We start from the raw sequence: 18,644 nt of genomic DNA on the forward strand, positions 1-18,644 counted from the left end.
GGCTAACATGTTACTCATGCCGAGGCTCGTGCTGTCCACCGATGCGCCCTCGCTGGCCGCCGGGGTGGCTCAGGCGGTCCGGGACGCGGTGGCCGCGGGCGAGCTCGTCGCCGGCGAGACGTACTCGGTCTACCAGCTCGCCGACGAGCTCGGTGTCTCCCGCAGCCCGGTGCGGGAGGCGTTGCTGCAGCTCGCCGAGGCCGGGCTGGTGCGGATCGCGCGCAACCGGGGTTTCCAGATCGTCGTGCCGACCGCGCACGACATCGAGGAGATCATCGAGATCCGGCTCGCCCTCGAGCCCGCGGCGGCCGGGCGCGCCGCGCGGGAGGGCTCGGACGCCGACCACGACACCGTGCGCGCGGCGCTGGCGGACATGACCGATGCCGCGGCCCGGGACGACGAACAGGCGTTCTGGGCGGCCGACCGGACCCTGCACGACCGCCTGCTGCGCGCTGCGGGCAACGCGCGTGCGGCCGCGATCGTCGAGCGGCTGCGGGCCACCACCGCCCTGCTCGGTCCGCCGACGACCGCCGGTGGGCGCACCCTGGCCGAGATCGTCGCCGAACACGAGCCGGTCGTGGCCGCGGTGGTGCTCCGCGACGACACGTCGGCCGAGGTGGCCATGCGGGACCACCTGGAACGGACCGGTCGTCTCCTGGTCGAGCGCCTCGGTGTGCACTCCGTCCGCGACGTCGCCGCCGGCGGGCACGTCGAGCGGTCGGGCTGACCGGACCCGTCCTGGCCGATCACGGCCGGCTGGTCGTGCACCCGCGCCCGATGTGGCCTCGCCGTCGCAGCGCGCTGCGGGCGGGGTGGAACCCGACCGACCGATCGGCGGGCCTGAGGGCTGCGGGCGGCAGGCGTCGCGCGAGGAGCGCGGTCGGTTCACGGTCGTGCGGACGTCCTGCTCGCCGCCGGGTGGGTGTGGGGCGTGCGGAGCGGCGCTGAGCTGCGCGGATGCAGTCGATGTCGACGCCGATGTCCCCCGATGGGGTTCACAACTGGTGTGGCTCGGGTTACCTTGAGCACCGCATAGTTGGGAATGCGCCCACATAGTGTCACCCGACGAAGGGCTCAACGATGAGCGAGGCACGCAAGCAGAACGAGAGCGTCTTCACCTGGGCCGCGCCCCCGCTGAAGTTCGGGGACGGCGCGATCGACGAGATCGGGCTCGAGCTCGCCGCCCGGGATCTGACCTCGTGTCTGATCCTCACTGTGGTTCCCCCAAGATCGTGGAGGGTTCCCTATGCCGCGTCTCGGGTGAGAGCGGCGTTCTCGTAGTTGATCGGTGAGAGCCCGCCCGCGGCGCTGTGTCGCCGGCGGTGGTTGTAGAAGCCGTAGCACCAGTCGATGACCACCGCCCGCGCCCTGCTGGTGGTGTCGAAGTCGTTGCGGGACAATACTTCCCACTCCAGGCTGGAGAAGAACGCCTCCGCCGCGGCGTTGTCGAAACACGACCCGACCCGACCCATCGACTGGCGGATCTCCAGCCGCCGACACAGCGCGGTGAACGCCCCGGCGGTGTAGGTCGACCCGCGGTCGGTGTGAAAGATCACTCCTCGGATCTAGCCCGCCCCACCGCGGGCCGCGGTGGCCATCCGGATGGCCTCACACGCCAGCTCGGCGTTCGGGTGCAGTCCGGTGGCCGCGCCGAGCAACCGCCGCGAGTACAGGTCGATCACCGTGGCCAGATACAGCTTCCCGGCCGCGGTGGGGATCTCGGTCATGTCCCCGACCCAGCGGCGGTTCGGCTCGGCCGCGGTGAAGTCGCGTCTGAGCAGGTCGGGGAACTTCGGCGCTGCGCGGTCCTGACGGGCCAGCCCGTTGCGTCTCTTGATCCGGCGCGCGACCAGGCCCTGGCGACGCATCGAGTCCGCCACAGTCTTCTCCGAGACCTGCCAGCCGGCCTCACGCAGGTCCGCGTGCAACCTCGGCGAGCCGTGCAACCGCTGGGCAGCGTCGAACGCCACGCCCACCGCGGCGTCGAGCCGGGTCCGCCGCTGCTCGGTCGCGGTCGTGCCACCGTCGGGGCTGCCGGCGCGCTGCAGCCACTTGTACAGCCACGAGATCGACACCCCGAGCAGGGCACAGGCCAGCGTGTGCGGCACCCGGTGGAAGGTCCTCTGGTCGGCGATGAAACGGGCCACGCTCACCTCGTCGCCTCCTTGACCCACAGGACCACGGATCGCTTGAGGACATCACGCTCCATCCGCAGCTCGGCGTTCTCCGCACGCAACCGCTTGAGCTCCTCGACGTCCCCGCGGGACAGGCCCTCGGTCTCCTCACGGGCCTCACGGGCGCGGGCCACCCAGTTGCCCAGCGTGCCCTCGTTGACCCCCAGGTCTCTGGCGACCTGGGCGATCGGCTTGCCCGTCTCCTCGACGATCCGGACCGCCCCGTCACGGAACTCCCGGTCGTATCGCTTCCGTACCTCTGGCATCGCTACCCCTTATAGCTGATGCCTCCCCGATCATGGGGGAACCGCAGAACTCCCAACGTCACGACTCCGATGTATGTCCCCACCACCATCACCGCCACCACCGAAAACCGGCAACGCCGCAGCACATGCGGAAAACCAATCCCCCGATACACCTTCCACATAACCGTCCGGGGCCGCAGATGATCCCGATCCGCTCGTGGCGGGCTCGTCGCCGTTCGTCCGCGGTCCGGCGCCGGTCGTTCCCACCCGGTTGTCAGGCATCGGCGTGGGTATCACGGTGAGTGGACAAGTCCGGCAGAGCCGGTGTGGAGGTGGGGGAAATGAACGCCTGGTCCGCGAACGAGTTCGAAGCGCGGCTGCGGTCCATCGGGGAGAAGCGGTATCACCATCTGCACCCGTTCAACGAACGGATGCACGCGGGCACGCTGACCGAGAACGAATTCCGGGGCTGGGTGCGGAACCGCTTCTACTACCAGGTGAACCTCCCGGTGAAGGACGCGTTCATCCTGACCAAGCTCCCCGGCCGCGACGACCGGCGGCGCTGGATCCAGCGCATCATCGACCACGACGGGCGTACCGGCGACGAGGACGGCATCGAGAAGTGGATCCGCCTCGGCGAGGCCGTCGGCCTGACCCGTGAGCACCTGTTCGACGACGACACGGTCCTGCCCGGCACACGGTTCGCGGTGGACGCCTACGTCGACTTCTGCCGCCGGCAACCGTGGCTGGAGTCGGTCGCCTCGGCGCTGACCGAGCTGTTCGCGCCGGACCTGCTCAGCCGGCGGATCACCGACGTCACCCACCACTACCCGTGGATCGCGACCGACGGCCTCGAGTACTTCCGGGCACGGCTCACCCAGCAGCCCAAGGACATCGAGCACCTGCTCGAACTGGTCCTCGACCACGCAATGACCCGCGAGCAGCAGGACGCGTGCGCTCGGGCGCTGGAGTTCAAGTGCGACGTCCTCTGGAGCCTGCTCGACGCCGTGGAACTCGCCTACGGCAGGAGCCGCTGATGACCGACGACGATCTGACCGCCACCCCCCCGGCTGGCGACCAGGGCGATGCTCAAGCACGACCGCGTCCGGGGTGTGGAGCTGCTGCTGCTGCCCGAGCGGGTCGTGGTCCTCAACCAGTCTGGTGCGGCGATACTCGGCCTGTGCGACGGCAACCGGACCGTGCGGCAGCTGGTCGACCAGCTCGAACGGGACTTCGCCGCGACCGACCTCGTGAACGACGTCATGACGTTCCTCGACGACGCCAGTGGGCGGGGCTGGGCGGTGGTGGTGTCGTGAACGGCCCGCCCCAGCCCTACGGCCTGCTGGCCGAGGTCACCCACCGGTGCCCGTTGCACTGCGTCTACTGCTCGAACCCGCTGGCGCTGCTGGAGCGCCACGACGAGCTCGCCACCGACGACTGGCTGCGGGTGATCGGGCAGGCGGCCGGGCTCGGCGTCGTGCAGGTCCACCTGTCGGGCGGGGAACCCCTCGTCCGCGGCGACCTGGAGACGCTGGTCGCCGAGTGCCGCCGCCTCGGCCTGTACACGAACCTGATCACCAGCGGTCTCGGGCTCACCGAGCGCAGGGTGGAGTCGCTGGTCGCCGCCGGGCTCAACAGTGCCCAGCTGAGCATCCAGGGCGACGCCGCCGAGTCGACGGACCTGGTCGCGGCGAGCAAGCGGTTCGACAAGAAGGAAGTGGCCGCGCGCCTCATCCGTGACGCCGGGCTGCCGTTGAACATGGACGTCGTGCTGCACCGGCTCAACCTCGACCGGCTGGACGCGATCATCGACGTCTGCGTGCAGTGGGGCGCCGAACGGCTCGAGCTCGCCAACACCCAGTACTACGGCTGGGCGCTGCGCAACCGCGAGGCACTGATGCCCGGCACCGCCCAGCTGGACCGGGCGGTCGAGGTCTACCGGCGTCGCAAGGCGGAGCTGGCCGGGCGGACGGAGCTGCTCTGGATCCTCCCGGACTACTACGAGCCCTACCCGAAGCCGTGCATGGGGGGCTGGGCGCAGACCGCGCTGACCGTCGCCCCCGACGGTCGCGTGTATCCGTGCCCGGCGGCCTCGGAGATCACGACCATGGAGTTCGACTCCGTCCGCGACCACGACCTCGACCGGATCTGGACGACGTCCGCCGCGTTCGCGGCGTTCCGCGGCACCGAGTGGATGCCCGACCCGTGCCGCAGCTGCGTGCGCAAGGAACTGGACTTCGGCGGCTGCCGCTGCCAGGCCTTCGCCCTGACCGGCGACGCGGGGCGCACCGACCCGGTGTGCCGGCACTCGCCGGACCACCACCTGGTGCAGGACGCGCTGGACCGGGCCAACCAGGACGACGCCGGGACCCGGGGGCAGGAGCTCGTGCACCGCCGTCCGACGGTGTCGGCACGGAGGCGATGACGCCGTAGCGGCTCCCGCGCCGGGCGCGGCGCACACCGGCCTCCGTCCCCCCGGGGTGGGGCGGGGTCAGGCGCGCGCCGCGTCCTCGGTGTCGCGCAGCACGCGGAGGGCGTTGCCCCGGGCGAGCTTCCGCAGGTCGTCGCGGCTCCAGCCGCCGGCATCGAGCGCGTCGAACAGGCGGGGGTAGTACTCGACGCTCGGAATGTCGGGCGGGGGCGTCATGCCGTCGAAGTCGCTGCCGATCCCGACGTGGTCCACGCCCATGACCTCGCGGAGGTGGTCGAGGTGGCGCACGATGTCGGCGATCCCGACCGCGGGGGGGCCTGCGCTCCCACCCCGCTACGGCGTCGTCACGGACCTCTCTCCGCGCGAGGCCCCACCGCCGGAGGTCCTCGCTGAGGAAGGTCGGCAGGAACACGGCCATGACGATGCCGCCGGTCGACCCGACGCGTTCGAGGACGCGATCCGGGACGTTGCGGGAGTGCCGGCACACGGAGTAGGCCCCGGAGTGGGAGAAGAACGCCGGTGCCCGTGACACGTCGAGCGCCGCGTCCATGGTGGCGTGTGCGGTGTGCGACAGGTCGACGAGCATCCCGAGGTCGTTGAGCTCGGTCACGACCATCCGTCCGAAGTCGCTCAGCCCGCCGGTGTCGACGACATCGGTGCAGCTGTCGGCCCAGCCGGTGTTCCGCGTGTGCGTCAACGTCAGGTACCGGGCGCCGAGCCGGTGGAACAGGCGCAGGACCTCGAGCGAGTCGAGGATCTGGTGCCCGCCCTCCACCCCGATCAGCGACGCGATCCGGCCCTCGCCGTTGATCCTGTCGATGTCGTCGGCGGTGCGTGCGAGGGCGGTCCGGTCCGGGTGGAGCGCCTGGAGGCGGTGGATCCCCTCGAACTGCTCCAGCGTCCCTGCCGTCAGCGCCGCACCCGTCGTGGAGCAGGGCATCCACACCGACCAGAACTGGGCACCCACCCCACCCGCGGCGAGCCGGACCAGGTCCGTCTGCAGGGTGCGGGGCCGGGCGAGAGCGAGGTCGAGCGTGCCGGAGTCCAGCCCCGCCTCGTCGCGGATCTTCGAGATCATGTCGTTGTGGCCGTCGATCAGCGGCGCTTCGGCCAGCAGCGACCGGACGCCGTCGTCGGTACGCAGGCTCATCTCTCTCCTCGGGGCAGGCGGTCACCCGGTCACCCCGTCAGGCGAACCGGTGCTCGGATCCGACCATCCGCACCGTGTCCGGCTCCGAGCACAGCAGAATCGACCGCGTGGTGGCGCGGCCGGCGCGGTACCGGACACCGTCGAGCAGCTCGCTGGTGACCACCCCGGTGGCGCAGAACAGGACGCGCCCACCGCGGACCAGGTCCGCGGTGTGCAGGACCGGGCCGGCGCCGTGGGAGCGCAGCCGGAGCTGCAGCGAACCGCCCGTGCAGGACAGGGCGGCGGCGGCCATGACCCCCTCCGCCACCCCGGCGGTGCACAGGAGCACGTCCACCGAGCACTCGGGGAGGGCCGCGGCGATCGCTCCCGCGAGGGCGCCGCCCTGCAGGGCGTGGACCCGGGCCCCGGCGTCGCGGACCTCGTCCACGACGCCGCGGTGCCGGAACCGGTCGAGTACGGCGACCTCCACGTCCGACACCCGCACGCCCTTGACCGCGGCGACCGCGCGCAGGTTCTCCGCCACCGGCCTGGTGATGTCGACGGCGTCGGCGCAGTCGGGGCCCACGGCCAGCATCTCCACGTCGGAGGGCACCCGCGGCGTGTACAGCGCGCCGTGCCCGGCCACGGCGATCGCCACCAGCGAGTCCGGTACGTCCCCGGCCGGTGACCGGTCGCCGCCACCCACCCTGATGCCGAGGTCGCACAGCGGCCCCGCACCGGCGCCCGCGGCGTCGCCCGTGCGCAGGACGGGGGAGTCGTCCCGCTCGCCCTCGCCGATCACCACGGTGCCGTGCACGGGCACGGACCGGAGGTGCTCGTGCATCGCCAGGGTGGCGGCGGCCCTGTCGCGGCCCGACCGCTCGCGGCCGGCCCCTCGACCGGCCGCGAGCGCGGCGGCCTCGGTCGCCCGCACGAGCTCCAGCCCGAGATCCGCATCCGGTCCCGGGCACGACGCGGTGGCGAACCACTCCTGAGTACTCATCACCCTCGATCCCCGTGACCGGCACGAGCTCCGGCGCGCGCTCCGACGCGGACGCGGAGGGCGGCCGGCTGCTCCGACCGCCCTCCGCCGTCAGGCACTCATCGTGCGGCGGCGTTCGCGACGGCGTGCTCGGACAGCGCGTCCTGGGCGGCGCCCCAGCTGTCCTGGTCGCCCCGCCACACCTCCAGCGCCGGCCCGACCAGGGCCCGCCCGAACGAATAGGTGAGCTCCCAGGGCAGCGGGTCGAGGTGCTGCATCGCCCCGAGGTGCTGCGTCGCGACCTCAGGGCGCTGCCCGCCGGAGAGGAAGGCGATGCCCGGCACGGACGCGGGGACGGTCTCCCGCAGCGTCTCCACCGTGGCCCGGGCGACGTCCGCCACCGTGGGCTGCTCGGGACTACCGGTCCCGGCGACCACCATGTTCGGCTTGAGGACGATGCCGTCGAGCTCCACCTCCATCAGGGCGAGCTCCTCGAACAGCGACCTCAGCACGGCGGTCGACACCTCCCGGCAGCGGTCCAGCGAGTGGGCACCGTCCATCAGGACCTCGGGCTCCACGATGGGCACCAGGCCACCCTCCTGGCACAGCCCGGCGTAGCGCGCCAGCGCATGCAGGTTCGCGCGCACCGCCCGGGACGACGGCGTGTTGTCGCCGATCGTGATCACCGCGCGCCACTTCGCGAACGTCGCGCCGAGCCGCACGTACTCCGCGACCCGCTCCCGCAGCCCGTCGAGACCCTCGGTGATCTTCTCCTCGGCCGCCCCCGCGAGCGGCTTCGCCCCGGTGTCGACCTTGATCCCGGCGAGGATCCCGATGTCCTCGAGGTACTCCGGGAACGTGCGGCCGTTGCTCAGCTTCTGGTGGAACGTCTCGTCCGCGAGGATGACACCGCTGACCGACTCGGCCAGCCGCGGAGTGGTGACGATCAACTCCCGGTACACCCGGCGGTTCTCCGCGGTCGGCTCGACGCCGACGTTCTCCAGCCGTGCCGACATCGTCCCGATGCTCTCGTCGGCGGCGAGGATGCCGCGCCTGTTGGACACCAGGGTCCGTGCGATCTTGTTCAGAGCAGACACTGTCGTCGATCCTCCTGTAGGTACGAAAAGGGTGCGGCGATCAGGCGATCGCCTCGTGGACGTCGATGGCCGGCGACTGCTGGGGCCGCAGCCGCGATCGCGAGCCGGCCTTCCTCGATCTCTGGCCCGCCCCGACGACCGGCACCGGGGAGCCCTTCGCCGCGGCGACCTCCACCAGCTCCGCCGCGTACCCCGGAAGGCCGCGGCGCTCGCTCCAGGCCGCGTAGATGGGCTTGGCAGGCATGTCCTGGTCGACGGCCACCAGGTGCAGCCGCCCCTCCGCGAGCTCGGCCCGGACGGTGGAGACGTTCAGCACCGTCACCCGCCGGCTGGTCGCGACCGCCTGCTTGATCGCGGCGTTGAACGGCAGCTCCACGTGGCTCTGCGGGGCGTGCGCGGCGTCCAGCAGCTCGTCGGTGAACTCCCGCAGCCCGGAACCACGCTCGCGCACCACCAGGGGCGCGCCCGCCAGCTCCGCCACCGTCAGCGGAGTGCTCCGCGTGGCCCACGGGTGGTCCGACCCGACCACGACGGCCAGCTCGTCGTCACAGATGTTGCGGGTCACCAGGTCGTTGCGATCGTGGCGCTGCCCGCGGTCGCCCGCCTCGCACCAGCCGTCGATGAACGCGAGATCGGCCAGGCCCGTCTGGATCATCCCGCGCAGCGCGTCGACACCGCCGCTCTGCACCTCGACCCGCACCTCGCCGAACGAGAACCGGGAACGGTTCAGCCACTCGGGAAGCAGGTGCTCCGAGATCGCCGGACTGCCCGCGACCCGGAGGCGCTTCGTCTCGCCGCTCCGGGCACCGGAGCCGAACTCCAGCAGCTCCCGCGCCGCCTCGATCACGTTCCGGGCGTACTTCGCGAGAATCTCCCCGTCCTCGGTGAGCTTCGAACCCGCGGGAGAACGTTCCAGCAGCTGAATTCCGAGGCGGCGTTCCATCGCGCTGATCCGGATGCTCGCGGCCGGCTGGGAGAGACTGTGCGCCTGCGCCGCTTTCCCCACGCTGCCGTGACTCCCGACCGACAGCAGCAGATCGAGGTCGGCGAGCTGAGGCATCTTGGACGGAAGCACCATTGGATTCATCCCTCTCGCTGACCTGCGACTCGCGGTACGCAGCGAGATTGGGCACACCGGTTCGGGTGGTCAAGGCGGCCGAGACGAACGCACGCTGCGCGCGCATGAACGGTGTGCGGCAGGTCACCTACGGGACGGTGCCGGAATCAGGCGGTGGTGACGGGCCCCGCATTCCCTCCCGTGACGCCACGACCGCCGCTCGTCGTCGGTGCGCCGCCGTTCGTTTGACCCGGCTCCGCTCCGGCGGACGCCGGGCGGCCCCGTTCTTCACGCAGTCGTTCCGCGGCGACGACCGCCCGTCATCTCGGGTCCGGTTCGCCCCATTGGCCCGATCCATGCGACACCCACTCGTGACAGCGGGGCAACCCGGGACGGTGGTCCGGGCACGCAGCATTCCGTGCGGCGGCCGCCGACCCGGCCGTCGTCGGAGGTGGGGGACGTGACCCAGGAGATGGACCCGCCGGCCACGGCGGCGCCGGCCGCGGTCGGCGCAGCGCGGGAGACGCTCGAGGACTACACACTCCGGTACGCGCCACGCAGCTACCGCAGGTGGTCACCGGGCGTCGTCGGGGTGACGGCGCTGGGCGGGATCGCCTACCTCGCCGACTTCTCGATCGGCGCCAACATCGGCATCGCCTACGGCACGACGAACGCGCTGTGGGGGATCGCGGTCTTCGCGCTCGTCGTGATCGCGACCGGCACGCCCGTGGCCTACTACGCCGCGCGGTACAACCTGGACCTCGACCTGGTGACCCGCGGCTCCGGATTCGGCTACTACGGCTCGATCCTCACCAACATCATCTTCGCGACGTTCACCTTCATCTTCTTCGCGCTCGAGGGCTCGATCATGGCGCAGGGGCTCGAGCTCGGGCTCGGCGTCCCGCTGTGGATCGGCTACGCCGTCTCCACGGTGATCATCTTCCCGCTCGTCGTGTACGGGATGTCGCTGCTGTCGACGCTCCAGCTCTGGACGACGCCGCTCTGGCTGGTGCTGATGGTCCTGCCGTTCGGCTACCTGGTGCTGGCCCACCCGGACTCGGTCGCGACGTTCCTGGCCTACCAGGGCGAGGACGGCCTGGGTGCGCCGAGCATCGGCTCGGTCATGCTCGCCGCGGGGGTCTGCCTGTCGCTGATCGCGCAGATCGCCGAACAGATCGACTACCTCCGGTTCATGCCGCCGAAGACGCCGGAGAACCGCCGCCGGTGGTGGACGGCGACGCTACTGGCCGGGCCGGGCTGGGTCCTGTTCGGCGCCGCGAAGCAGGTCGTCGGCCTGTTCCTGGCCGTGTACTTCATCGCGAACGTCGCCGGGGGCGCCGCGGTGGCGAACGAGCCCGTGCAGCAGTTCCTGCTGATCTACCAGGACCTCGTGCCGGGCTGGCTGGCGATCACCCTCGCGGTGGTGCTGGTCGTCGTCAGCCAGGTCAAGATCAACGTGACGAACGCGTACTCCGGGTCGCTGGCCTGGACGAACTCCTTCACCCGGATCACCGGGACCTATCCCGGCCGGCTCGTGTTCCTCGGCGTCAACCTGCTGATCGCGCTGGTGCTGATGGAGGCGAACATGTTCGACTTCCTCAACGCGATCCTCGGCTTCTACGCGAACATCGCCATCGCGTGGATCGTCGTCGTCGCCACCGACATCGCGGTCAACAAGTACCTGCTGAGGCTCTCCCCGAAGCACCCCGAGTTCCGCCGCGGGATGCTCTACGCGGTCAACCCGGTCGGGTTCGTCTCGGTCGTGCTGGCCGGCGGACTGTCGATCGCGACGTTCTTCGGGGCGCTCGGGACGGCGATCCAGCCGTTCTCCCCGCTGGTCGCGATCGCGCTCGGGCTCGTGATTCCCCCGGTGCTGGCGGTCGCCACCGGGGGCCGGTACTACCTGCGCCGGACCGACGACGGCATCGAACTGCCGATGTACGACGAGCACGGCAACCCGTCGGACGCGGTGCTGCCCTGTCACGTCTGCGGGCAGGACCTGGAGCGCCCGGACATGACGGCGTGCGTCGCGCACGACGCCTACGTCTGCTCGCTCTGCCTGAGCACGGACCGGCGCAAGGAGCACGTGCTGCCCGCCCAGGGGTGACCACCCCACGGACCGGACCGGGGCTCCCCGGTCGTCGAAGCGGTGGCCGTCACCGGCCCGTTCCGGTGGCGGCCACCGCGCCCTCCGCGCCCTCCATGCAGGACAGGGCCTCGGCGAGCCGGCGGCCCGCGGTGACCGCGTCGTGCGCGACGGCGGTCGCGAGCACGCCCCGGACGGCGAGCGGGGACAGGCTCCAGCCCTCGCCCGCGGCGGGGCGGGTGTCGCCGTCGTCGTCCCCGATCAGGACCTCGGTGCCCAGCACGCGGTGCCCGGCCAGGTGGGCGGGTGAGCCGTCGAGATCCGGGTCGCCGATCTCCTGGGTCTGCACCAGCAGCGGGAGCCCCCGTTCGGTGATCCGGACCGTGCCGCGGTAGCGCCCGGGGCGCTCGCCGGTGCGGCCGCCGACCAGGAGGTCCCGTGCCCGCAGCGACGCCGTCGGGGCCAGGTCGGCGTCCAGCACCGTCTCGTGGTCGGCCCGCCCGGTGACGACGGTCGGCTCGGGCAGGTACGTCAGTGCGCCGCCGTCGCCGACGGTGCAGGACAGGACCGTCCGGCTCGGACGCCCGGCGCCGGGCAGCGCGACGGTCGCCGCGACGCCGGTCAGCACCAGCCGTGCGCCGGGTCCGACGGTGACGTCGAGCCGCACGTCGTCGCCGGCGAGCGGGGTGGACGCCGACCCGACCAGGTGGACGACGGCGTCCGGGCTCGCCGCCGCGGCCGCGCCCCGCCGCGGGACCAGCGCCAGCGGCGCCTGGGCGCGCAGGACCGTCACGACGGTCCGGCCGTCCCGCAGCTCGACGGCGAGGCTCGCGCGGGCGCGCACCTCAGACCGTCGCGCGGACCGCGGCGACCTGCTCCAGCACCCAGGCGCAGGCGTCACCGGCGGCCGGGTCCTCGACCAGCGACTGTGCGAGGACCGGGAGCTCGCCCCGGATCCGCGCCGCGTCGCCGGTCATCACCCCGAGATCGGCGCCGACCAGCGGGGCGAGGTCGGTCTTGTTGATCACCAGGAGGTCCGCGGTGGTCACCCCGGGGCCGCCCTTGCGGGGCACCTTGTCCCCACCGGCGACGTCGACGACGAAGATCTGCCGGTCGACCAGCCCCCGGGAGAACACGGCGGTGAGGTTGTCCCCGCCGGACTCGACGAGCACCAGCTCCAGGTCGCCGAACCGTTCCTCGAGCAGGTCGATCGCGTCGAGGTTCGCGGTGATGTCGTCGCGGATCGCCGTGTGCGGGCAGCACCCGGTCTGCACCGCCTCGACCCGCTCCGGTGCCAGGACGCCCGCGCGACGCAGGAAGTCGGCGTCCTCGGTGGTGTAGATGTCGTTGGTGACCACGGCCAGCCGGACCCGCCCGGCCAGGCTGCGGGCCAGCGCCGCGACCAGCGCGGTCTTGCCGGAACCGACCGGCCCGCCGATCCCGATCCGCACCGCGCGTCCGGCGTGCGGGGCGGGGGAGTGGTGGTCGTGGTCGGTGACGGTCGGATCGAAGCTGATCACGTGGCCGTGACCGTGGCCTGCGTCAGGAGGCAAAGAGACGCACCCTCTCGCGGTGGTGGTGGACGTGGGCCTCGGCCATGAGGTCGAGGACCGGCGCACCCGGCGCCGGCAGATCGGTGACCGGGCCCGCCGCGAGGCCCGCGGCCTCGCTCACGAGCGCGGCGAGGTCGGGGCCGAGCGCGACGAGCACGGCGTTGACGGCGAACGGGTCCAGCCCGAGCAGCCGCACCGCGGCCGAGGCGGGACCGCTGACGGCCAGGTAACCGACACAGCGCGCCGCCGCGGCGGGGTCCTCCCCGGCGTACCCGATCACTGCGCCGGCCAGCAGCGGGTGGTGCGGGCGGGGGTGGACGGCGACGAGCGCGTCCAGCACCGGCGACGGCCAGGCCGCCCGCACCGCCCGCAGCGCCGCCCGGCCCTGTGCCCGCGAGGCGTCGCGCTGCGCCGCCGACGGGGTGCGCGCGTCGAGCGCGGCGTCCAGGGCGCGGAGCGCCCGTGAGTGGAAACCGTGGTCGGAGCCGACTTTTCCACTCACGAGCGCGGAGCGCCCCGCGGCGGTGGCGGCGACCCGGCCCGCGGTGCGCAAGCGCCCGCGCAGGAACGTGGCGAGCGAGTCCACGTCGGTCACCAGGCCGCGGGACACGGCCTCCTCCAGGCCGCCGGAGTGGACGTGCCCGCCACCGGGGAACCGGGCGTCGGCGAGCACGAGCGAGGCGAGGCCCGTCATCAGAACAGGAAGTAGCGCTGGGCCATCGGCAGCTCGCCGACCGGCGCGGGTTCGACGACGGCGCCGTCGATCGTCACCCCGAACGAGTCCGGGTCGACCCGCACCTCCGGCGTCGCGTCGTTGAGCACCATCGCCGCCTTGCGCACGGAGCGGGTGTCGGCGACCGGCACGCACGGGGTCGCGAGGCCGAGACGGTCGGGGACGCCGTCGTCGAGGGCGGACGGTGCCATGAAGGTCAGTGAGCCCAGCGCGGCCGGGGTGGGGGCGTAGCCGAACATCGGGCGGCCGTAGACCGGGCCGGGCGTCGGGATGGAGGCGTTCGCGTCGCCCATCTGCGCCCAGACGGCGAACCCGCCCTTCAGCACGACCGCGGGCCGCACCCCGAAGAGCTTCGGCTCCCACAGCACCAGGTTGGCGAGCTTGCCGGCCTCGACCGACCCCACGTGCTCCGCGGCGCCGTGCGCCAGCGCCGGGTTGATCGTGTACTTGGCGACGTAGCGCCGGGCCCGCAGGTTGTCCGCGCGGTCCGAGTCACCGGGCAGCGGCCCGCGGGCGGCCTTCATGACGTGCGCGGTCTGCCAGGTCCGGACGACCACCTCGCCGATCCGGCCCATCGCCTGCGAGTCGCTGCTCATCATCGAGATCGCGCCCAGGTCGTGCAGGACGTCCTCGGCGGCGATCGTCGTCGGGCGGATCCGGGACTCGGCGAACGCCAGGTCCTCGGGCACCGACGGGTTCAGGTGATGGCACACCATGAGCATGTCGAGGTGCTCGTCGAGGGTGTTCACGGTGTGCGGCCGGGTCGGGTTCGTCGACGACGGCAGCACGTGTCCGGTGCCGACGACCTCGATGATGTCCGGGGCGTGCCCGCCGCCCGCGCCCTCGGTGTGGAACGCGTTGATCGAGCGGCCCCCGATGGCGTCCAGGGTGGACTGCAGGAAGCCGGCCTCGTTGAGCGTGTCGGTGTGGATCGCGGCCTGGACGCCGGTCTCCTCGCAGACCCGCAGGCAGGCGTCGATCGCGGCGGGGGTGGTGCCCCAGTCCTCGTGGAGCTTGAACCCGCCCGCCCCGGCGCGGAGCTGCTCGTGCAGCGCCGCGGAGCTCACCGTATTGCCCTTGCCCATGAGCAGGACGTTCACCGGCTGGTGGTCCATCGCGCCCAGCATCCGGCCGATGTTCCACGGGCCGGGGGTGACGGTGGTGGCCTTCGATCCGTCGACCGGCCCGGTGCCACCGCCCATCAGCGTGGTCACACCGGACGCGAGCGCGGTCTCGACCAGCTGCGGGCAGATGAAGTGCACGTGGGCGTCGATCCCGCCCGCGGTGAGGATCTTCCCGTTGCCGGAGAGCACCTCGGTGCCCGGGCCGATCACCAGCGCCGGGTCGACGCCGTCCATCGTGTCGGGGTTCCCGGCCTTGCCGATGCCGACGATCCGGCCGTCCTTCACGCCGACGTCGGCCTTCACCACGCCCCAGTGGTCCAGCACGACGGCGCCGGTGATCACCAGGTCGGGGCACTGCTCCGCGGTCACGGCGGCCTGGCCCATCGACTCACGGATCACCTTGCCGCCGCCGAACATGACCTCGTCGCCCGACGCGGGACCGCGGGAGCGGTCCTCGGTCACCTCGACGACGAGGTTCGTGTCGGCCAGCCGGATCCGGTCGCCGACCGTGGGGCCGTAGAGGTCGGCGTAGCGGGCCCGCCCGATGGTGCCGCTCATCGTGCGTACCCCCGCTCGTCCAGGGCGCCGGCCCGTTCCGGGCGCAGACCCGGCACCCGGCGGACACCGGCGATCGGTACCAGCGTCACCTCGCGCGCCACGCCCGGCTCGAAGCGCACCGACGTCCCGGCCGGCACGTCGAGCCGGTGCCCCCAGGCCAGGTCGCGGTCGAACTCGAGACCGGGGTTGGCCGCCGCGAAGTGGTAGTGCGAGCCGACCTGGACCGGCCGGTCGGCGACGTTCTCGACGGTCAGGACGATCCGCTCGCGTCCCGGGTTCAGCGCGACCGGCTCCTCGCCGAGGAGGATCTCGCCCGGCGAGCCCGCCGTGCTCCCGCCACCCCCGCCGCTCACGCGATCGGCCCGTGCACGGTGACGAGCTTGGTGCCGTCCGGGAAGGTGGCCTCCACCTGCACCGAGTCGAGCATGTCCCCGATGCCGTCGAGGACGTCGTCGCGGGTCAGCACCTCCCGGCCGCTCGACATGAGCTCGGCGACCGTCCGCCCGTCCCGGGCGCCCTCCAGGACGTGCTCGGTGATCAATGCGACCGCCTCCGGGTAGTTCATCCGCAGGCCCCGCTCGCGCCGTCTGCGGGCGACGTCGGCGGCGACGTGGACGAGCAGCTTGTCGCGCTCCTGGGGGCTGAGGTGCATCCCGGAACTCTCTCCGGAGCGCGTTTCCCACGGGTTTCGGCGCGGTTTCGAGCGATCACGCCGCTGTCCCGCGGCGGGCCGGTCGACTGTGGGATCGCACGAATCTCCCGGTCACCGGCCCGGTGCGTTCGTCGTCCGTGGCCGTGCCGGGCCCGGCGACGGCGGGCGCATGGTGATGCAGGTCGCAATCCCGTCCGGAACGAGGATCCGATGAGTCCGCTGCCGCGTCCGCGCCGCCGCCCGTCCACCCAGCCCGTCCACCCCGTCGACGCCGTGCCACCGCCGGGCCGTCTCACCGTCTACGGCCTGCAGCACGTGCTCGCGTTCTACGCGGGCGCCGTCGTCGTCCCGATCCTGCTGGCGAACGCGATCGGGCTGGACGAGCGGCAGCTGATCCACCTCATCAACGCGGACCTCTTCACCTGCGGGATCGCCTCGATCATCCAGGCGGTCGGGATCGGCCGGAAGATCGGTGTGCGGCTCCCGCTGCTGCAGGGCGTCACCTTCACCGCGGTGTCCCCGATGATCGCGATCGGGCTCGCCGCGGGTGGCGGGACCGAGGGGCTGACGACGATCTACGGCGCCGTGATCGTCGCCGGGCTCGTGACGTTCTTCGCGGCGCCCTACGTGGCCCGGCTGCTGCGGTTCTTCCCGCCGGTCGTCACCGGCACGGTGATCACGGTGATCGGGCTGGCGCTGCTGCCGGTCGCGGCGCAGGACGCCGTCGGCGGTGCGAACGCCCCCGATCCGGGCAACCCGCTGTACCTGGCGCTCGCGCTCGGCACGCTGGCGGTGATCGTGCTGATCCAGCGGATCTTCCGGGGCTTCCTGGCCACCGTCGCGGTGCTGGCGGGGCTCGTGATCGGGACGCTCGCCGCGGTGCCGTTCGGGCTCGTCGACACCTCGGGGGTGGGGGAGTCGGCGTGGGTCGGGGTGACGACGCCGTTCCACTTCGGCTGGCCGCAGTTCTCACTGGCCGCGATCCTCTCGATGATCGTGGTCATGATGATCACGGCGGTGGAGACGACCGGGGACGTCGTCGCGACGGGCGAGATCGTCGGGAAGCGGGTGGGGCCGGACGACGTCGCCCGCGCCCTGCGCGCCGACGGCGCCGCCACCACGCTGGGCGGGGTCCTGAACTCGTTCCCCTACACCTGCTTCGCCGAGAACGTCGGCCTGGTGCGGCTGACCCGGGTGTCGAGCCGATGGGTGGTCGCGGCCGCCGGTGGGTTCATGATCCTCATCGGGCTGGTCCCGAAGGCGGGGGCGTTGGTCGCCGCGGTCCCGCACCCGGTCCTCGGCGGAGCGGCGCTCGCGATGTTCGCGACGGTCGCCGTCGTCGGGATCCAGACGCTGACCGCGGTGGACTTCCGGGACCACCGCAACGTCGTGGTGGTCGGCTCCGGCCTCGGGGTGGCGCTGTTCGTCACGGTGCAGCCGGACGTCGCGCAGGCGCTGCCGGGCTGGGCGCAGATCGTGCTCGGCTCCGGCATCACGGCCGGCAGCGTGGTGGCGATCGGCCTGAACCTGCTGTTCTTCCACACCGGACGCCGGCCGGCCGGGGACCCGTTGCCGGCCGGGATCGCGGCCGGCCGGATCGAGACGATGGGGCGGGCCGAGTTCGCCGACGTCTTCGGCCGGCTCTTCGAGGGGCCGACGCCGGTGCCCGCCCGGGTGCACGCGCGCGGGCCGTTCCCGGACACCGACGCGCTGCGGGCCGCGGTCCAGGAGGAGCTGTTCGCCGCACCGGCGGGGGAGCAGCGGGAGCTGATGGGGCACTACCCCGATCTTGGTGGGCTCGTGACGAGCGGGAGCGGGACCGGCGACGGCGTCGGGCCGGGCGGGCGGGCACCCGCTGGCCGGGCGGGGCAGGGAACCGGGGACACGGTCGGGGACGCGCTCGGGGACCGGGCCGTGTCCCGGGACCGGGCGGGCCTGGCGCTGCTCGGTGCCGACGACCGGGACGAGCTCGCCGCGCTCGCGGCGTCGTACCGGGAGCGGTTCGGCTTCCCGCTGATCGTCTGCCTGCGCGACGCCGGTGACCGGTCCGCGCTGCTCGCGACCGCCCGCCGCCGGCTCACCCACCCGCCCGCGCAGGAACACGCCGCCGCCCTCGTCGAGATCGCGAAGGTCGCCGGGCACCGGTTCGACGACCTCGTCGCGCGCTGATCCCCGGCCCGCCACCGTCCGGGGCGGTACGGTGGCGGGCATGGTGGAGGGGACCGCGTACCGGGTGGACCGGGTGCGTGACGCGGCGGCGGTGCTGCTCGCGTCCGTACTCGCGTCGCTCCTGGTGCTGGTCCCGGTCCTGCTCCCGGTCGACGGCGACGCCGGACTCGTCGGCGCCGTCGTCGCGCTGGCCGTCCTGGCCTGGACCGGCGGGCGCGAGCTCGGCTCGCTGCGTCTCCTCGCGACCACGGCGACGACTCCCGTCCGCGAGGCACTCCGCGGCGCGCACCGGGCCGGTGCGTCCCGCCAGTGCGATCCCGACGCCGACGGGCGGCCGCGCCCCCGGGCCCCGGGGCTCCCGGTCCCGCTGGAGCAGACGATCGGCTGAGCCGGTCGGGAGCCGCCGACGACCGGTGGTGACCGTCGGGTCTCGTCGGGTCTCGTCCGCGGGTGTCGCGGTCGGGTGCCGTCGGCCGGTGTCGTCAGCGCTGTCGACACGCGTGGCGATCGCAGATGTCGCGCCCGGCGCGGTGGCTCGTCGCCCCACGGAGTTGGTCCTGTTCGGAAAATCGCTTCCTCAGGCAGCGATTCTCGGGAAGGGAGCACCCGGCGGCCCGCGGGACTGTCGGCGGTGCGCCCGCCGCGCACGCGTCA

The 18,644-nt window shown here is 72.7% G+C and carries 20 protein-coding genes and 1 pseudogene; 7 read left to right on the plus strand and 14 right to left on the minus strand.

Features of this window, described 5'->3' with window-relative positions; all coding sequences use genetic code 11:
- The first annotated feature begins 16 nt into the window (after positions 1-16).
- The gene (locus Ae150APs1_RS00550; RefSeq protein WP_083679853.1) at positions 17-727 is read left to right on the plus strand and encodes a GntR family transcriptional regulator; all 711 of its coding nucleotides are present in this window, start codon (positions 17-19) and stop codon (positions 725-727) included.
- A gap of 517 nt (positions 728-1,244) precedes the next feature.
- Here Ae150APs1_RS00550 and Ae150APs1_RS32490 read toward each other — a convergent pair.
- From Ae150APs1_RS32490 to Ae150APs1_RS00565, 3 genes are read right to left on the minus strand one after another with little or no spacing between them, the layout of a single operon-like run.
- On the minus strand, positions 1,245-1,556 hold the full coding sequence (locus tag Ae150APs1_RS32490) for an integrase core domain-containing protein (protein ID WP_212567129.1): 312 nt from the start codon (positions 1,554-1,556) through the stop codon (positions 1,245-1,247).
- Positions 1,557-1,565: 9 nt separating this feature from the next.
- Positions 1,566-2,153 carry a DDE-type integrase/transposase/recombinase gene (locus Ae150APs1_RS32495; protein WP_212567130.1) on the minus strand — a complete coding sequence of 196 codons (588 nt, stop codon included), beginning with the start codon at positions 2,151-2,153 and terminating at the stop codon, positions 1,566-1,568.
- Positions 2,150-2,440: a transposase gene (locus Ae150APs1_RS00565; RefSeq protein ID WP_075295029.1), complete on the minus strand. Its 291-nt coding sequence runs from the start codon at positions 2,438-2,440 to the stop codon at positions 2,150-2,152. Before Ae150APs1_RS00565 ends, Ae150APs1_RS32495 begins: the two co-directional genes overlap by 4 nt.
- 320 nt (positions 2,441-2,760) lie before the next feature.
- On the opposite strand from Ae150APs1_RS00565, the gene pqqC reads away from it, so the two are divergent.
- Genes pqqC through pqqE form a run of 3 tightly spaced genes read left to right on the plus strand, consistent with a single transcriptional unit; the run spans position 2,761 to position 4,844 of the window.
- The gene (gene pqqC / locus Ae150APs1_RS00570) at positions 2,761-3,456 is read left to right on the plus strand and encodes a pyrroloquinoline-quinone synthase PqqC (RefSeq protein WP_075295031.1); all 696 of its coding nucleotides are present in this window, start codon (positions 2,761-2,763) and stop codon (positions 3,454-3,456) included.
- A gap of 48 nt (positions 3,457-3,504) precedes the next feature.
- A complete protein-coding gene (gene pqqD, locus Ae150APs1_RS00575) occupies positions 3,505-3,735 on the plus strand; it encodes a pyrroloquinoline quinone biosynthesis peptide chaperone PqqD (protein ID WP_249266161.1) in 231 nt (76 codons plus the stop codon).
- On the plus strand, positions 3,732-4,844 hold the full coding sequence (gene pqqE / locus Ae150APs1_RS00580) for a pyrroloquinoline quinone biosynthesis protein PqqE (RefSeq protein WP_075295033.1): 1,113 nt from the start codon (positions 3,732-3,734) through the stop codon (positions 4,842-4,844). Before pqqD ends, pqqE begins: the two co-directional genes overlap by 4 nt.
- A 66-nt stretch (positions 4,845-4,910) precedes the next feature.
- On the opposite strand, the gene Ae150APs1_RS34130 is transcribed toward pqqE, so the two are convergent.
- The 5 genes and pseudogenes from Ae150APs1_RS34130 to Ae150APs1_RS00600 all read right to left on the minus strand — a co-directional run bounded on the left by Ae150APs1_RS34130 (position 4,911) and on the right by Ae150APs1_RS00600 (position 9,118).
- Complete coding sequence (locus Ae150APs1_RS34130) at positions 4,911-5,138, minus strand: membrane dipeptidase (protein ID WP_254849412.1); 228 nt, start codon at positions 5,136-5,138, stop codon at positions 4,911-4,913.
- Between the two features lie 154 nt (positions 5,139-5,292).
- A pseudogene (locus tag Ae150APs1_RS34135) lies at positions 5,293-6,000 on the minus strand (membrane dipeptidase); the annotation flags it as partial.
- Between the two features lie 37 nt (positions 6,001-6,037).
- Positions 6,038-6,982, minus strand: a complete 945-nt coding sequence (locus Ae150APs1_RS00590) for a fructose-bisphosphatase class II (RefSeq protein WP_075295035.1) — start codon at positions 6,980-6,982, stop codon at positions 6,038-6,040.
- Between the two features lie 98 nt (positions 6,983-7,080).
- Positions 7,081-8,058: a class I fructose-bisphosphate aldolase gene (locus Ae150APs1_RS00595; RefSeq protein WP_075295038.1), complete on the minus strand. Its 978-nt coding sequence runs from the start codon at positions 8,056-8,058 to the stop codon at positions 7,081-7,083.
- 40 nt (positions 8,059-8,098) lie between these two features.
- The gene (locus tag Ae150APs1_RS00600) at positions 8,099-9,118 is read right to left on the minus strand and encodes a LysR family transcriptional regulator (protein ID WP_249266162.1); all 1,020 of its coding nucleotides are present in this window, start codon (positions 9,116-9,118) and stop codon (positions 8,099-8,101) included.
- 469 nt (positions 9,119-9,587) lie between these two features.
- Here Ae150APs1_RS00600 and Ae150APs1_RS00605 point away from each other — a divergent pair, with 469 nt between their 5' ends.
- Positions 9,588-11,222, plus strand: coding sequence for a hypothetical protein (locus Ae150APs1_RS00605; protein ID WP_075301520.1), 1,635 nt, complete (start codon positions 9,588-9,590; stop codon positions 11,220-11,222).
- Positions 11,223-11,271: 49 nt separating this feature from the next.
- Here the strand turns inward: Ae150APs1_RS00605 and Ae150APs1_RS00610 are convergent, their stop codons facing one another.
- The 6 genes from Ae150APs1_RS00610 to Ae150APs1_RS00635 are packed head-to-tail and all read right to left on the minus strand — an operon-like array spanning position 11,272 to position 15,821.
- The gene (locus Ae150APs1_RS00610; protein ID WP_075295041.1) at positions 11,272-12,045 is read right to left on the minus strand and encodes an urease accessory protein UreD; all 774 of its coding nucleotides are present in this window, start codon (positions 12,043-12,045) and stop codon (positions 11,272-11,274) included.
- Between the two features lies 1 nt (position 12,046).
- Positions 12,047-12,754, minus strand: a complete 708-nt coding sequence (gene ureG / locus Ae150APs1_RS00615; protein WP_060572192.1) for an urease accessory protein UreG — start codon at positions 12,752-12,754, stop codon at positions 12,047-12,049.
- Positions 12,744-13,448, minus strand: a complete 705-nt coding sequence (locus tag Ae150APs1_RS00620) for an urease accessory UreF family protein (protein ID WP_075295043.1) — start codon at positions 13,446-13,448, stop codon at positions 12,744-12,746. Before Ae150APs1_RS00620 ends, ureG begins: the two co-directional genes overlap by 11 nt.
- Positions 13,448-15,169, minus strand: a complete 1,722-nt coding sequence (locus Ae150APs1_RS00625) for an urease subunit alpha (protein ID WP_075295045.1) — start codon at positions 15,167-15,169, stop codon at positions 13,448-13,450. Before Ae150APs1_RS00625 ends, Ae150APs1_RS00620 begins: the two co-directional genes overlap by 1 nt.
- Complete coding sequence (locus tag Ae150APs1_RS00630) at positions 15,166-15,522, minus strand: urease subunit beta (RefSeq protein WP_075295047.1); 357 nt, start codon at positions 15,520-15,522, stop codon at positions 15,166-15,168. Before Ae150APs1_RS00630 ends, Ae150APs1_RS00625 begins: the two co-directional genes overlap by 4 nt.
- Positions 15,519-15,821: an urease subunit gamma gene (locus tag Ae150APs1_RS00635; protein WP_010233705.1), complete on the minus strand. Its 303-nt coding sequence runs from the start codon at positions 15,819-15,821 to the stop codon at positions 15,519-15,521. The genes Ae150APs1_RS00630 and Ae150APs1_RS00635 overlap by 4 nt, the downstream gene beginning before the upstream one ends.
- 210 nt (positions 15,822-16,031) lie before the next feature.
- Here Ae150APs1_RS00635 and Ae150APs1_RS00640 point away from each other — a divergent pair, with 210 nt between their 5' ends.
- On the plus strand, positions 16,032-17,990 hold the full coding sequence (locus tag Ae150APs1_RS00640; RefSeq protein WP_075295049.1) for a solute carrier family 23 protein: 1,959 nt from the start codon (positions 16,032-16,034) through the stop codon (positions 17,988-17,990).
- A gap of 40 nt (positions 17,991-18,030) precedes the next feature.
- Positions 18,031-18,378: a DUF6412 domain-containing protein gene (locus Ae150APs1_RS00645; protein ID WP_075295051.1), complete on the plus strand. Its 348-nt coding sequence runs from the start codon at positions 18,031-18,033 to the stop codon at positions 18,376-18,378.
- The last annotated feature ends 266 nt before the right edge of the window (positions 18,379-18,644 follow it).

Origin of the sequence: Pseudonocardia sp. Ae150A_Ps1, from assembly GCF_001932315.1 — a bacterium.
In the GTDB taxonomy this organism is placed as follows: domain Bacteria; phylum Actinomycetota; class Actinomycetes; order Mycobacteriales; family Pseudonocardiaceae; genus Pseudonocardia.